The organism is Neorhizobium populisoli (assembly GCF_019430945.1).
Classification (GTDB): domain Bacteria; phylum Pseudomonadota; class Alphaproteobacteria; order Rhizobiales; family Rhizobiaceae; genus Neorhizobium; species Neorhizobium populisoli.
This window is the reverse complement of record NZ_JAHYCB010000005.1, coordinates 90,424-104,844: the sequence shown is the minus strand read 5'-3', so window position 1 is coordinate 104,844 and position 14,421 is coordinate 90,424. Positions and strand designations below refer to the sequence as shown.

Annotated in this window: 15 protein-coding genes; 9 read left to right on the top strand and 6 right to left on the bottom strand. The window is 61.0% G+C overall.

Features of this window, described 5'->3' with window-relative positions; genetic code table 11:
- Positions 1–106 precede the first annotated feature (106 nt).
- From KX729_RS14750 to ligA, 3 genes are all read left to right on the top strand, one after another.
- Positions 107–973, top strand: a complete 867-nt coding sequence (locus tag KX729_RS14750; protein WP_219743237.1) for an outer membrane protein assembly factor BamD — start codon at positions 107–109, stop codon at positions 971–973.
- A gap of 24 nt (positions 974–997) precedes the next feature.
- Positions 998–2,671, top strand: a complete 1,674-nt coding sequence (gene recN / locus KX729_RS14745; protein WP_219743236.1) for a DNA repair protein RecN — start codon at positions 998–1,000, stop codon at positions 2,669–2,671.
- A 290-nt stretch (positions 2,672–2,961) separates the two neighbouring features.
- Positions 2,962–5,118 (top strand): NAD-dependent DNA ligase LigA, encoded by a 2,157-nt coding sequence (gene ligA / locus KX729_RS14740; protein ID WP_219743235.1) that lies wholly within the window; start codon positions 2,962–2,964, stop codon positions 5,116–5,118.
- Positions 5,119–5,121: 3 nt separating this feature from the next.
- On the opposite strand, the gene KX729_RS14735 is transcribed toward ligA, so the two are convergent.
- Positions 5,122–5,661, bottom strand: coding sequence for a GNAT family N-acetyltransferase (locus KX729_RS14735; RefSeq protein WP_219743234.1), 540 nt, complete (start codon positions 5,659–5,661; stop codon positions 5,122–5,124).
- 251 nt (positions 5,662–5,912) lie between these two features.
- Between KX729_RS14735 and KX729_RS14730 the strand changes: the two genes are divergently transcribed.
- From KX729_RS14730 to KX729_RS14715, 4 genes are all read left to right on the top strand, one after another.
- Positions 5,913–6,209: a type II toxin-antitoxin system HigB family toxin gene (locus tag KX729_RS14730; RefSeq protein WP_219743716.1), complete on the top strand. Its 297-nt coding sequence runs from the start codon at positions 5,913–5,915 to the stop codon at positions 6,207–6,209.
- Positions 6,209–6,589, top strand: a complete 381-nt coding sequence (locus KX729_RS14725) for a helix-turn-helix domain-containing protein (protein WP_219743233.1) — start codon at positions 6,209–6,211, stop codon at positions 6,587–6,589. Before KX729_RS14730 ends, KX729_RS14725 begins: the two co-directional genes overlap by 1 nt.
- A 61-nt stretch (positions 6,590–6,650) precedes the next feature.
- Positions 6,651–7,241 carry a 3'-5' exonuclease gene (locus tag KX729_RS14720; protein ID WP_219743232.1) on the top strand — a complete coding sequence of 197 codons (591 nt, stop codon included), beginning with the start codon at positions 6,651–6,653 and terminating at the stop codon, positions 7,239–7,241.
- 89 nt (positions 7,242–7,330) lie between these two features.
- A complete protein-coding gene (locus KX729_RS14715; RefSeq protein WP_219743231.1) occupies positions 7,331–7,828 on the top strand; it encodes a CreA family protein in 498 nt (165 codons plus the stop codon).
- A 70-nt stretch (positions 7,829–7,898) separates the two neighbouring features.
- Here KX729_RS14715 and KX729_RS14710 read toward each other — a convergent pair whose 3' ends face one another.
- The 5 genes from KX729_RS14710 to KX729_RS14690 all read right to left on the bottom strand — a co-directional run bounded on the left by KX729_RS14710 (position 7,899) and on the right by KX729_RS14690 (position 13,212).
- On the bottom strand, positions 7,899–8,210 hold the full coding sequence (locus tag KX729_RS14710) for a hypothetical protein (RefSeq protein WP_219743230.1): 312 nt from the start codon (positions 8,208–8,210) through the stop codon (positions 7,899–7,901).
- A gap of 225 nt (positions 8,211–8,435) precedes the next feature.
- The gene (locus KX729_RS14705; RefSeq protein ID WP_219743229.1) at positions 8,436–10,088 is read right to left on the bottom strand and encodes an FAD-binding dehydrogenase; all 1,653 of its coding nucleotides are present in this window, start codon (positions 10,086–10,088) and stop codon (positions 8,436–8,438) included.
- A 175-nt stretch (positions 10,089–10,263) separates the two neighbouring features.
- Positions 10,264–10,578, bottom strand: coding sequence for a hypothetical protein (locus KX729_RS14700; protein ID WP_219743228.1), 315 nt, complete (start codon positions 10,576–10,578; stop codon positions 10,264–10,266).
- Between the two features lie 203 nt (positions 10,579–10,781).
- Entirely contained in the window at positions 10,782–11,249 is a 468-nt protein-coding gene (locus tag KX729_RS14695; RefSeq protein WP_219743227.1) for a chemotaxis protein CheW, read from the bottom strand.
- A 1-nt stretch (position 11,250) separates the two neighbouring features.
- Positions 11,251–13,212: a methyl-accepting chemotaxis protein gene (locus KX729_RS14690; RefSeq protein ID WP_219743226.1), complete on the bottom strand. Its 1,962-nt coding sequence runs from the start codon at positions 13,210–13,212 to the stop codon at positions 11,251–11,253.
- A 301-nt stretch (positions 13,213–13,513) separates the two neighbouring features.
- Here KX729_RS14690 and KX729_RS14685 point away from each other — a divergent pair, with 301 nt between their 5' ends.
- Together KX729_RS14685 and KX729_RS14680 are read left to right on the top strand one after the other, a co-directional pair.
- On the top strand, positions 13,514–13,687 hold the full coding sequence (locus KX729_RS14685; protein WP_219743751.1) for a hypothetical protein: 174 nt from the start codon (positions 13,514–13,516) through the stop codon (positions 13,685–13,687).
- Between the two features lie 125 nt (positions 13,688–13,812).
- Complete coding sequence (locus KX729_RS14680) at positions 13,813–14,412, top strand: SCO family protein (protein WP_219743225.1); 600 nt, start codon at positions 13,813–13,815, stop codon at positions 14,410–14,412.
- Positions 14,413–14,421: the final 9 nt, after the last annotated feature.

The window sequence follows — 14,421 nt, the reverse complement described above, 5'->3', positions numbered from 1 at the left end:
TCGCCACAAAAATGCATTAAAGCGCCATCATTGCGTTGCTCTCGCTTTGCTTTTATGGGTAGAGGCTTAGCGGGCTTTCAAGCGCGGGACGAGCAGGAACTGTCGAATGAACCATGTAAGGTCTGTTGGAATGCGTAAAGCGGCAAGGGCTGTCCTTGTTTCGCTCGTACTGGTCGGCGCCGGCCTTGGCGTCACGGCTTGCCAGTCGGACCCGGACATCGACATCACCAAGCTCGGCATGGAGACCGATTCGCCGGAAGTGCTCTACAATCAGGGCCTTGCCAACATGAAGGCGGGCAATGTCACGGAAGCGAGCCGCAAGTTCGATTCGATCGACAAGCAGAACCCGTTCACCGAATGGGGCCGCAAGGCGCTTGTGATGAGCACGTTCACCAAATACCGCCTCAATCGCAACGACGAAGCGATCGCCACCGGCAACCGCTACATGTCGCAATATCCGAACTCGGAAGATTCGGCCTATGTGCAGTATCTGATCGGTTTGTCCTATTCCAAGCAGATTTCCGACGTCACGCAGGACCAGCGCATGTCGCAGCGGACGATCGAGGCGATGACCAAGGTCGTCAAGGATTATCCGAAGTCGGAATATGTCGAGGACGCGCAGGCGAAAATCCGCTTTGCCCGCGACCAGCTGGCCGGCAAGGAAATGCAGATCGGCCGCTATTACCTGGAACGCAAGGAATATCTCGCGGCCATCCAGCGCTTCCGCAACGTCGTCGAGCAATATTCCAACACCAACCAGGTGGAAGAGTCGCTGGCGCGACTCACCGAGGCCTATTATGCGATGGGCATCGTGGAAGAGGCCCAGACCGCTGCCGCCGTTCTCGGACGCAATTATCCGGACAGCCAGTGGTACGGCGATTCCTACAAGCTGCTTCAATCGGGAGGCGTCGAGCCTCGCGAGAACAAGGGGTCGTGGATTTCGCGGGCCGGAGCCAAGCTCATCGGCGCGTAACCTGCGGCGCAAGGTCGAGGAAACATGCTGATCCAGTTGTCGATCCGCGATATCGTTCTGATCGAGCGTCTTGATCTGGCATTCGAGACCGGCCTTTCCGTGCTGACCGGCGAGACCGGCGCCGGCAAATCCATTCTGCTCGACAGTCTCTCGTTGGCGCTCGGCGGCCGCGGCGATGGCGGCCTTGTGCGCCATGGCGAGGACAAGGGGCAGGTAACGGCGGTCTTCGACGTCGGCGGCAGCCATGCGGCCCGCAAGCTTCTGCGCGACAACGGTCTCGACGACGACGGCGACCTGATTTTCCGCCGCATCCAGTCGGCGGACGGCCGCACGCGCGCCTCGATCAACGACCAGCCCGTCAGCGTGCAGCTGATGCGCCAGGCCGGCCAGCTTCTCGTCGAGATCCACGGACAGCACGACGACCGGGCGTTGATCGACACGGACGCGCACCGCATGCTGCTCGACGCCTTTGCCGGTCTATCCGAGGAAGTGCTGCAGGTTTCCGGCCTCTACAAGTCCTGGAAGGATGCGGAGCGGGCATTCAAGACGCATCGCGCCAAGGTGGAGGCTGCCGCCCGTGAGGCCGATTATATCCGCGCCTCCGTCGAGGAGCTGGAGACGCTTTCGCCGCGCGATGGCGAAGAGGATGAGCTCGCCGAAAAACGTTCGCAGATGCAGAAATCCGAGCGGATTGCCGGCGATATCGCCGAGGCTTCCGAATTTCTCAACGGCAACGCTTCGCCCGTGCCGCTGATCGCCTCCATGGTCCGCCGGCTGGAGCGCAAGAGCCATGAGGCGCCGGGTCTGCTGGAAGAGACGGTCGAGCTGCTGGATCAGGCGCTCAACCATCTTTCCAATGCCCAGATGGAAGTCGAAACGGCGCTGCGCCGTACCGAATTCGATCCGCGCGAGCTGGAGCGTGTCGAGGAGCGGCTTTTTGCATTGCGCGCCGCCGGCCGCAAATATTCGGTTCCGGTCACCGACCTGCCGGCACTGGCCCAGAAGATGGCCGCCGATCTTGCCGATCTCGATGCCGGCGAGGAAAAGCTCGGCGAACTCGAAAAGCTCGCGGCTGCCGGCAAGGCGTCCTTTGATGTGGCTGCCATAGCGCTTTCGGAAAAGCGTCGTCACGGCGCCGAGGCGCTTGCTGCTGCCGTCATGGCCGAACTGCCGGCCCTGAAGCTGGAACGCGCCCGTTTCATGGTGGATGTCACCAGTGATGCCGAACAGGCGATCGCCGAGGGTATCGACACGGTTGAATTCCACGTCCAGACCAATCCGGGCACGCGTCCCGGCCCGATCATGAAGGTCGCTTCCGGTGGCGAACTCTCGCGTTTCCTGCTCGCGCTCAAGGTAGCGCTCGCCGACCGCGGCTCGGCGCCGACGTTGGTCTTTGATGAAATCGATACGGGCGTTGGTGGTGCGGTGGCGGATGCGATCGGCCAGCGGCTGAAGCGGCTTTCCGACAAGGTACAGGTGCTCTCCGTCACCCACGCGCCGCAAGTGGCGGCGAGGGCGGCGACGCATCTTCTGATCTCCAAGGGACCGGCGGGCGAGGGGAGCGACAAGATCGCCACACGGGTTGCGACGATGGAGCCGGAGCATCGCACGGAAGAGATTGCGCGGATGTTGGCTGGTGCTTCGGTGACGGACGAGGCGAGGGCTGCGGCGAAGAGTTTGCTGGCAGGTAAGGGGTAAGGGGGGGTCTCGCTCCACGCTGCGCCCTGTCATACCCCCCTCTGCCCTGCCGGGCATCTCCCCCTCAGGTGGGGAGATTGGCTGGGCGCACTAACATCACCCAAAGCTCAACGCTGGAGATGGCCGAGACGTTGCCACAAGTCGATCTCCCCCCTTGAGGGGGAGATGCCCGGCAGGGCAGAGGGGGGTATGACACGGCACTTCCTATCCCTCCAGCATCTCGTCCCACCCTTCCCATCTCCAAAATTTGCTCTACAAAACGACTCGCGATTTCCGAGGAGTAGAGCCAGATGTCCGCCGAAAAAACGCCCGTCGAAAACCTCACCGAGGAACAGGCCGCCGCTGAGCTGGCGTTCCTCGCGGCCGAGATCGCCCGCAATGACGAGCTTTACCACGGCCATGACGCACCGGAGCTTTCCGACGCTGACTATGACGCGCTGAAACGGCGCAATGATGCGATCGAGAAGCGGTTTCCGCAGCTGATCCGCGCCGACAGCCCGACGGTCCGCGTCGGTGCAGCGCCGCTCGCGACCTTCGCGCAGATCACCCATTCGCGGCCGATGCTGTCGCTCGACAACACCTTTTCCGACGAGGACGTGCGCGATTTCGTCGGCTCCGTCTATCGCTTCCTCGGCCAGTTGCCGGACGATTCCATTGCCTTCACCGCCGAGCCGAAGATCGACGGGCTTTCCATGTCGATCCGCTACGAGCAGGGAAGGCTGGTGAATGCCGCCACCCGCGGCGACGGTACGACCGGTGAAAACGTCACGGAAAACATCAAGACGATCAAGGAGATCCCCAATCGCCTACCGGCCGGCGCACCCGATGTCGTTGAGGTGCGCGGCGAGGTCTATATGACCAAGAGCGAGTTCCTGGCGCTCAATGCCAAGATGGAGGCGGAGGGCAAGCAGACCTATGTCAATCCGCGCAACACGGCCGCCGGGTCGCTGCGTCAGCTCGATGCCAAGGTGACTGCCAGCCGCAATCTGAAATTTTTCGCCTACGCCTGGGGCGAGATGTCGGAAATGCCGGCCGATACCCAGATGAGCATGGTGGAGAAATTCAAGGAATGGGGCTTTCCGGTCAATCCGCTGATGAAGCGTTTGACCTCGGTCGAGGATATTATCGCCCATTACAAGGATATCGGCCTGAAACGCCCCGATCTCGATTACGAGATCGACGGCGTCGTCTACAAGGTCGACCGGCTCGACCTGCAGGGTCGTCTCGGCTTTCGTTCGCGCTCGCCGCGCTGGGCAACGGCCCATAAATTCCCGGCTGAGCAGGCATTTACCCATGTGGAGCGGATCGACATCCAGGTCGGCCGCACCGGCGCGCTGACGCCCGTGGCGCGCCTGACGCCGGTCACGGTCGGCGGCGTCGTGGTCACCAATGCGACGCTGCACAATGAGGATTACATCAAGGGCATCGGCAATTCCGGCGAGCGCATTCGCGAGGAGGAGCACGATATCCGCGTCGGCGACACTGTCATCGTGCAGCGCGCCGGCGACGTCATCCCGCAAGTGCTCGACGTGGTGATGGAAAAGCGGCCTTCGGGCGCCGTGCCTTATGAATTCCCGAAAAAATGCCCGGTCTGCGACAGCCATGCGGTGCGGGAGAAGAACGAGAAGACCGGCAAGCTCGATTCGGTGACGCGCTGCACAGGTGGTTTCGTCTGCCGGGCGCAGGCCATCGAACATCTGAAACATTTCGTGTCGCGCGCCGCCTTCGATATCGAAGGACTGGGCGCCAAGCAGATCGATTTCTTCTTCGAGGCGGAAGACGAGTCGCTGAGGGTGCGCACCGCGCCGGACATCTTCACGCTGAAGAAGCGGCAGGAAGGCTCGACGCTCACCAAGCTCGAGAATATCGACGGTTTCGGCAAGGTCAGCGTCAAGAAACTGTTCGATGCGATCGACGAGCGGCGCACTATCGCGCTGCATCGCCTCATCTATGCGCTCGGCATCCGGCATGTGGGCGAGACCAATGCCAAGCTCCTGGCGCGTGCCTATGGCACCTATGAGGCCTTTGAAAAGGCGATGAAGGAAGCGGCGGAGCTTTCCGGCGATGCCTGGAACGATCTGAACAATATCGAGGGCATCGGCGAGATCGTCGCCCGCGCCATCGTCGAATTCTTCAAGGAGCCGCGCAATGTCGAGGTGATCGACCGGCTGCTGGCCGAAGTGACGCCGCAGGAAGCCGAGCAGATCGCAGCCAGCGGCAGCCCGATCGCAGGCAAGACCGTGGTCTTCACCGGCAGCCTCGAAAAATTCACCCGCGACGAGGCCAAGGCCCGCGCGGAGAGCCTTGGCGCCAAGGTGGCCGGATCGGTGTCGAAAAAGACCGATTACGTCGTCGCGGGCCCCGGCGCCGGCTCCAAGCTCGACAAGGCAAGGGAACTCGGCGTCGAGGTGATGGACGAGGACGAGTGGCTGGTCTTTATCGGGTGATCGTCAGGTCTTGATGCGCGCCATCGTATAGGCATCGACAAATTGGCCGTCGCGGAAACCGAAGGTCTTGAGATGGCCTTCGACCTCGAAGCCGAATTTGCGATAAAGCGCCAGTGCCGGCTCGTTGTCGGTATAGACGGTCAGCTCGACGCGTTTCAGGTTCAGCCAGCGGTCGGCGACGGCGAGCACTTCGCCGATCATGGCACTGCCGATGCCGCGACCCTGATAGGCGTCGTGGACCCCCATGCCGATACTGCCTGCATGCGCCCGGCGGTGATTGGCAAAACGGGTCAGCCCGCAATCACCAACGATGCGGCCATCCAATTCGGCGACGAGGCTGAAGGAATTGCTTGACGTGTTTTCTATCCCCTTGCGGATCTCTTCCGGCGTGTGGTGGGGCGTGCGCAACGTTCCGTAACGGTAGCCGGGCAGGTTGTGCAGGGCGGCGATCGCGGGGGCATCGGCAGGCGTGCGGGCGCGGATCGACAGGCCTTCAGGCCATCGCGCGTCCGGGTCTAAAGGTGGATTATCCAAATCTGACATTTCTGCTCTCCTTGGGTCTTTTGCCGAGGCAGAGCGGAAACACCGATCCCTGCCATCATTCGGCAGGGTGGGCGGACGGATGATCGGCTAACGCGCCAAACCCGCCACGCGCCCTGCAGGGCGAATGGTCATGGTAAGATGCACATGGGCGACAAAGCTGATCATGGGTTGGATAAGGCCAGAGAGATGGGCATGCGTCAAGAGTGATCGGCGCTCTTGAAATGTTCCCGTATTGGGAATATGTTGCCGGCGTGCAGGTGATTGCAAAATCTACCCTGAGATCGTTCTGGGAGCGTCACCCGCAAGCAAAGGGGCCGCTTGAGTTTTGGTACCTTGCGGTCAGCAAGGCCGAATGGTCCGGTCCAGCGGACGTGAAGCGGATGTTCGGCTCGAAAGTTGATTTCGTCGCCGACAACCGGATCATATTCGACATCGGCGGCAATAAATATCGCCTCATTGTACACGTCGCTTATGAATATCGCCGCGTTCTCATCAAGTTTGTCGGCACTCATTCGGAATACGACCGGATCGATCCGGAGAGGATATGATGGATAATATCAGGCCGATCAGGAACCAGGACGATTTCGATTGGGCGATTGCTGAGGTTACTCCCTATTTCGACCACCCGCCTGAGAAGGGAAGCAAGGACGCGGACCGTTTTGATGTCCTTTCCGATCTCATAGAGGCCTATGAGAACAGAAATTTCGTTCCCGTCGATCACGAGCCGATTGCCTTTCTTCAAGGCTTCATGGAGATGACGGGGCGCACTCAGAGCGACCTTGCAGAGCTGTTGGGTTCGCGTTCGCGCGCATCGGAAATCATCAACAGAAAGCGGGCCTTGACCGTCGAGATGATCTTCAAGCTGAAGCAGAGCTGGGGCGTGCCTGCCGATTGCCTTGTCAAACCGTACAGGCTCGCAGTGGCGTGACGCTTTGCCGAATCGGCCTGCCGGCTGTAGAGAGTGCAAGTATCCCGACGGAAGCCCGACCTTGAAAACCATCGCCATCGATTTCGAGACCGCCAATGAGCAGCGTGGCAGCGCCTGTTCGGTCGGTCTCGCCTGGATCGAGGATGACGAGGTGGTGCGGGTCGAGGAGCGGTTGATCCGGCCGCGCGACATGCGGTTTTCATCCTTCAACATCGCCATTCACGGCATCCGGCCGGAGCATGTCGAGGATGCGGACGAGTTTCCGGAAGTCATGGACGAGTTTTTCGACGATTTTCGCGGGGCGACGATGATCGCCCATAATGCGGCTTTCGATTTCAGCGTCTGGCGTGCCTGTCTGGACGTCTACCGGCAGAGCTATCCGGAGCTTTCCTACCTCTGCAGCGTCAAGATGGCCCAGAAGGTCTGGCCGCATCTGATATCGCACAAGCTCAATGTGCTGGCGGCGCATCTGGGCCTAAGCTTCATGCACCATAATGCTGCCGAAGATGCCGCGGTCTGCGCGCAGGCGTCTATTGCCATCGCCCACTCGCTCAACGTGGCACATGTGCGCGATATTCCCATGGCGATCGGCATGCAGGCAGGCCGGCTTTATTCCGGCGGATATGCAGCCTGTACACTTCGCAAGAAGTGAGTGCTGAGTTTGGCGGCTTCCAGCTGCTTGTAACCGCGCCGGCGCATCTTATCTCAGATCACGGATCGTTTACCGGAGCTGAGCCCCCTATGAACCGACTGACCGCATTGTTGTCCGCCGCCGCCTTTGCCATCGGCGCTGTTGTCACGCCCGTGTCCGCCCAGGTGGTCGGTGAAGTCGGGGTGGACTGGACCGGCAACGACATCATCGTCGAAGCGGTGCCGGATCCCGAAATCAAGGGCGTTACCTGCCATGTGACCTACTTCGAGCGTGGCATCATCGACCGGCTGAAGAACGGCAACTGGTTCGAGGACCCGTCCAACAATTCGATCGCTTGCCGCCAGACGGGGCCGATCGAGATCGGCAAGATCGATCTCGGCAAGGGTGGCGAGGAAGTGTTCCGGCAGGGACGCTCGCTGATCTGGAAGGACCTGCTCGTCAAGCGCATCTACGACAAGGCCAACGACACACTCATCTATCTGGCCCATTCGCGGCAGGTGGTGGACGGTTCGGCCAAGATGGCGATTTCGACCATCCCGCTCTATAACCAGAGCGTCACCTGGAAGAACGGCAAGCCGCAGCCCTGAGCGGGCGGCGGCAAACATAAAGCCGGGTTCGATGAAGAGCCCGGCTTTCCTTTTGTTCAGTCATTGCCGATCAGCGGACGTAGACCATCGTATTGGTCCCGTGCTTGTCGATTTCGATGACGTTCTTCATCTCGACGTCCTTTGCCGCCAGAGCGGCGCGAAGCGAGGCATCGTGGCGGATTTCGGACTGGGCCTGAGCCGTCACGGTTCTGCTCGGCGAAATGGATTCGTCTTCCGACAGGCCCTCGTCATTGTTGTAGTTTTCGTAGATGACCTGGACGTTGCCGGTGGGGCGTTCCATCCTCCCAATTTCCCGGGCATAGGCGGTGCCTCCCAAGGCAGTGGCGGACATCAGGACTGCGATTGCAAAAGCCGTTTTCATGGTTTTTCTCCTCATCTGGTAACCAGCCGAAGGGTTTGTGGCGGTTCGGTTGGGCTTTGCAGCAGAAGAATGCGGATGCCGACTGTGCGGTTCCTGACGGATTTCTTAAATAAATGTAATGATTACAGAAGTTTAATGGTGATCGCGTTTCACGCGACCGTGTTGTCGGCGTGAAAGAATTCGCCGCTCTGGAAAGGCATTCGAGAGGCGGATACCCGGAATTTTCTAAGGTTTTGCAGCCGCCCGGCCGGCATTGCGGCCGGAGAACAGGCAGCCGCCAAGGAAAGTGCCCTCCAGCGAGCGGTAGCCATGCATGCCGCCACCGCCGAAGCCGGCCGCTTCGCCCGCCGCATAAAGCCCGGGGATGATTTCGCCGTCCTGACCAAGCACGCGGCCGGAAAGGTCGGTCTCCAGCCCGCCCAGCGTCTTGCGGGTCAGGATGTTGAGCTTGACCGCGATCAGCGGGCCATAGGCGGGATCGAGAATGCGGTGCGGTTTTGCCGTGCGCACCAGCTTGTCGCCCAGCGAGCGGCGGGCATTGTGAATGCCCATGACCTGCAGATCCTTGGAAAAGGGGTTCGCCATCTCCCGGTCGCGGGCGATGATTTCGCGCTCGATATCGTCGAGCTTCAGCAGGTCGCCGCCGGTCAGCCGGTTCATGCCCGCCACGAGTTCCGGCAAGGTATCGGCGACGACAAAGTCGCGGCCATGTTCCTTGAAGGCTTCCACGGGGCCGGTTGCCTTTTTGCCGATGGCGCGGCGGGCGGTGAGCTTCCAGTCACGGCCGGTCAGGTCCGGGTTCTGTTCCGAGCCCGACAGCGCGAATTCCTTGCGGATGATGCTCTGGTCAAGAATGAACCAGCTGTAGTCGTAACCGGTCGCCATCAGGTGCTGCAGCGTGCCGAGCGTGTCGTATCCGGGGAAGAACGGGGCGGGCAGGCGTTTGCCGGTGGCATCGAACCAGAGGGAAGAGGGGCCGGGAAGAATGCGGATACCGTGGTTTTCCCAGATCGGGTTCCAGTTTCGCAGCCCTTCGGTGTAATGCCACATGCGATCCGGATTGATGACGCGGCCGCCGGCGGCCTGCGTGATGCCGATCATCCGGCCGTCCACGTGTTTCGGCACGCCGGAAACCATGAAGCCGGGTGGCGAGCCCAGTCGTGCCGGCCAGTTGCGGCGCACGAGTTCAAGGGCGCCGCCGATGCCGCCGGAGGCGACGATGACGACCGGCGCGTTGAGCTCGAAATCGCCCACCACCGCACGGGATGTTTCGGCGCCGCGCACTGCCTCGCTTGCTGCGAGGATCGTGCCGGCAACGCCGGTGACCGTATTGCCCGTCTTGACCAGCCGGTCGACCCGGTGTCGCCAGAGAAAGCTGATACTGCCCGCCTTCTCCGCCTCTCGGGCGCGGCGGGCAAACGGCTCGACGACGCCAGGGCCGGTGCCCCAGGTGATGTGGAAGCGCGGCACGGAATTGCCGTGGCCGGTTGCCGACCAGCCGCCACGTTCGGCCCATCCGACCACGGGAAAGATGCGGTGGCCCATCTGCCGCAGCCAGGCGCGTTTCTCGCCGGCAGCGAAGGCGACATAGGCCTGCGCCCAAAGACGCGGCCAGTGGTCTTCCTCGCGGTCGAAACCGGCGGTTCCGATCCAGTCCTGCCAGGCAAGCTCATGCGAATCGCGAATGCCCAAACGGCGCTGTTCGGGCGAATCGACGAGAAATAATCCGCCGAGCGACCAGAAGGCCTGGCCGCCGATATTCTGCTCCGGTTCCTGATCGAGAATGATCACCGAGCGGCCGGCATCGGCCAGTTCCGTAGCAGTGACCAGGCCTGCAAGGCCCGCGCCGATGACGATCGCATCCGCCGCTTCGCTCAATCGCGCTCCTCCCAAAGCGTTGTGCGGCGATGGTTGGCCGCTGCGATCTCGATTCAGTCATGCGGTGTTCGGGAAGTCAATCGCAACTGCCCGGCAGCGCCTTGCCGGGAAAGAAACAGCAAAAAGCCGGGCCTTGGGATGCCCGGCTTTTCGTCATGCGATTAGAAAGATCAGCTCAGCGGACGTAAACGGTGGTGCCACCGGCATTGTCGCTTTCGACCCCGGTGACATTGTTCAGTTCGACATTGTCCTTGAGGAGGGCAGCGCGAAGGGCCGGGTCGTGGCGAACTGCCGCTTGGGCCTGGTTGATCTGCGACTGGCTGGGATCGAGGTTCGCTGTCGGAACGGCGAGCATCTTGTTTTCGTGGTGTTCGGTGGGATCGACATAAACGACACTCACGTCCTTCTGGGGCGTGACGATCTCACGGGCATGGGCGGTGCCCATGGCAGCGGCGGACATCAGGACTGCGAGAGCAAAAGCCTTGTTCATGGTCATTCTCCTATTTTCGAAAACCAGCCGAAGAGTTCATGCGGTTCGGTTGGGCGTTTGCGATAGAAGAACTGGGATTGCCGAGCGGCGATTCCAAGGCCGAATTCTTAAATTAATGTAATGATTACAGTGAATTAATCCTCCGTCACATCTGCGTGTGACGGAGGACCTGACACAAATTTGGCCGTTTTCGAGAGAGCTGCTTACGCAGCTTCGCGCGCCAGTTCGTCGGCGATGACGGTGTCGAGGTTGAGGAAGCAGACCATGGTCTTTTCCAGCGCCACGATGCCGCGGCAGAAGGCGCGCTGGGCTTCCGGAATGATTTCCGGTGCCGGCTGCAGGTCTTCACCCTTGATAGTCATCATGTCGGAAACCTGCTCGACCAGAAGGCCGACAAGCTTGCCGGCAATGTCGGTGACGATGATCGCCGAACGCTCGGACGGTTCGGTCATCTTCATGCCGAGGCGGCAGGCCATGTCGATGACCGGGATCACCGCGCCGCGCAGGTTGATGAGGCCGAGCACGTAAGGCGGGGTGTGCGGCATCGGGGTGACCGGCGCCCAGCCGCGGATTTCGCGGATCGCCATGATGTCGATGCAGAATTCCTGATCGCCGAGGTGGAAGGATACGATTTCGAGATAGGCGCCGGACTGCTTGATGGCATTGGACATGTCAGAACTCTTCCCATTTGTCTGAAGAACCCGATGCCTTGGCTTTGGCGGTCGTCGGGCTGTTGAAGGCCCCCGCAAGCTTATTCATCAAGCCATGTGCGGGTGAGGGTTTTGCGGGCGTGGCGGCGGTCGCTGCGTCTACGACGCGCGGCCCATTGCCCCCGCGGATCTGGAACTGGCTCATCAGCCGGTTCAGGGTTTCGGCATCGCTGGCGAGCGAGTGGCTTGCGGCCGTGCTCTCTTCCACCATTGCTGCGTTCTGCTGCGTTGCCTGGTCCATCTGGCCGATTGCGGTATTGATCTCTGTCAGTCCGGTGGATTGTTCGCGCGAAGAGGTGAAGATCGCGTGAACGTGGTCGTTGATTTTCAAGACGTCGTCGCCGATGCGGGTCAAAGCCTCGCCGGTGGCCTTGACCAGATCGACGCCGGTCTGGACTTCGTGGCTCGATCGGGTGACCAGCGCCTTGATGTCCTTGGCGGCGCCGGCGGCACGGCCGGCCAGCTCGCGGACTTCCTGGGCGACGACAGCAAAGCCTTTGCCGGCCTCACCGGCGCGGGCCGCCTCGACGCCGGCATTCAGCGCCAGAAGGTTGGTCTGGAAGGCGATTTCGTCGACCACATTGATGATCTTGCCGATCTCTGCCGTTGCGTCCTCGATGCGGCCCATGGCGTCCGTCGCGTCACGAACGACGCCGGCGGACTGTTCCGTATAGTCCTTGGCGTGGCTCACCATCCGGCTTGCCTCTTCGGCGCGGCTGGTGGCGTTGCGCACCGTCGAGGTGATTTCCTCGAGCGCGGCAGACGTTTCCTCCAGCGAGGCAGCCTGCTGTTCTGTACGTTTGGCAAGGTCGTCGGCAGCCGAGCGCATCTGGTTGGCATTGGCGCCGATCGAGCTGGCGCTGGTCGCCACTTCGCTCATCGTATCGCGCAGACGACCGACGACGCGGTTGAAGTCGCCGCGCAGGCGCTCCAGGTCATCGCGGAAAGGACGGCTGAGATTGGCGGAAAGATCGCCATCCGAAAGCCTGTTCAGCGCCTGAGCGAGCGAATCGATCGCAAACTGCAAAGCCTCGGCCTCGGCCTGCTGGCTTGCTTCACGGCTCTGGCGGCTCTGTTCGCTCTGGCGGCGCTCAGTGTCGAGATTGGCTTCGAGATCGAGGCGTTCGACGGCGGAGAGGCGGAAGACATCGGTGGCACGCGCCATCTCGCCGATCTCGTCGCCGCGTTCGATGCCGACGACCGGCGTCGCATAATCGCCGCCGATGATGCGCTGCATGCTGTTGCGCACGCCCTCGATGCCGCGGCGAATGGCGCCGCCATGGATCGTCTGCAGGATCGCCATGGCGATAATCGCAAGCAGACCGCAGCCGAGCTGGACGTAAAGTGAGATGTTGGAAAGCTGGTTTGCTTCGCGGACGCGCTGGTTGACGATCTTTTCGCCGCCATTCGAGAGCGTCGTAAAGAGATTGGTCAGGCGCTCGCCGGCACCGTCGATCGCGTCGTCGAGCTTGCCGTATTCCTCTTCGGGCGCTCCGCTTTCGACAAGCTTCTTCAGATCGACCTGGATCGCCTTGGCAACCGACGCGACATCCGCATCATAGGTTGCCAGATCGGCGGATTTGCCAAGCTCGACAGCAAGCGCGCGAAGGTCTGAGCCGTTGCTGGAGAGCATCTTCACCGATTCGTTGATGTTCTTCAGGCGGCTCGGCTCGACCTGCTTCTCATCCGCATCGATGATCGTGTCCATCGCGGCCAGAACCAACTGAAGGTTGGCGATGCGCATCTCGTTGGCGACATCGACCTGACGCTGAATTTCGGTGGCACGTTCGAGTGCGGCATCGACTTGCTTGCCTTCGTACCAGCCGACGATCAGCATGGCGCCGATACCGGCAAAGGCGGAGCCTGCCAGCGTCCAGAGGCGCTGGTTGACCGAAAATGTCTTGGCGATCGACTTTACCGTCATGCGTTCGGGCTCCTCCCGGCGCCGGGAAGCCGGCGGGATCTGGTTTTGACTGCGAGCAGGGCGAGCCGGTGGCGGAGGCCGGTGACATCATGTCATGGGGTGAAACGGTCGCAGGCCGGATAACATGAAGGCATGGACACTGTTTGCATCCATGCTGTTTCGGCTCGCCGACTCGGGGAATACACCACCATCGTTCGAGTATGATCACAGACAGATATTAATCTTCGGCTAAGCTTGTTCGAAAGTTGCAGCTGGAAAATAAGGCTATCGAGCGCTGCCGGATTGACATATGTTAAGTGCCATGAGCCGAAGCCCAGTCGAAGCAGATCATTCCGCCAGTCTCTACTTGCCGCTGTCTATCGCAGCGGGGCTGATTCTGCTGGCAGTAGGCGGCGCCGCATTCTACGGCTGGATAACCTACGGCTCCTCGATCTTCCTTGCCATGGCCGAAACCGGCCTTTCCTGGTGCATGTAAGGCTCTCGGCCATCTCCGGTTGTGACAAATCAGCGCGACGCCCCTTTAAAACGACTTCTTGAATTGCGCGCTCAGGTTCGCGGGTCTATCGCTCGGATCAAAGACAGGAACCGAATGAGACGCCGATGAAATCCTTCCGTATCGCCCTTTGGGTCGCAGTCGTGGCGCTGGCCGGCGTGCTGGTCTGGCTAACGATGGAAGTGACCCGCTCCAAGCAGAACCTCGCCGAGGGCGCGTTCGGCGTGCCTTTCCAGCTCGTGGCCCAAAATGGCCAGCCGATCACGGAAAAGGCGTTTCAGGAAAAGCCGACCGCGCTGTTCTTCGGTTTCACCCATTGCCCGGAAGTCTGCCCGACGACGCTATTCGAGCTGAATGGCTGGATGCATGAGGTCGATCCTGACGGTACAAGGCTCAACGGGTTCTTCGTCAGCGTCGATCCGGAGCGCGATTCGCCGGAACTGCTCGGCCAGTACATTTCCAACGTCACCGACCGGGTGAAGGGCATTTCCGGTCCGCCGGAAAAGGTCGCCGAAATGATCAAGGGCTTCAAGGTCTATGCCAAGAAGGTGCCGGTCGACGAAAAGAACCCGAACGGCGACTATACGATGGACCACACGGCTTCCGTCTTCCTGCTCGACAAGGGCGGCCGTTTTGCCGGCACGATCGCTTACGGCGAAAACACGGATGTCGCCAAGACCAAGCTTAAGAACCTGATCAAGGGCTGAAGCCTTGAA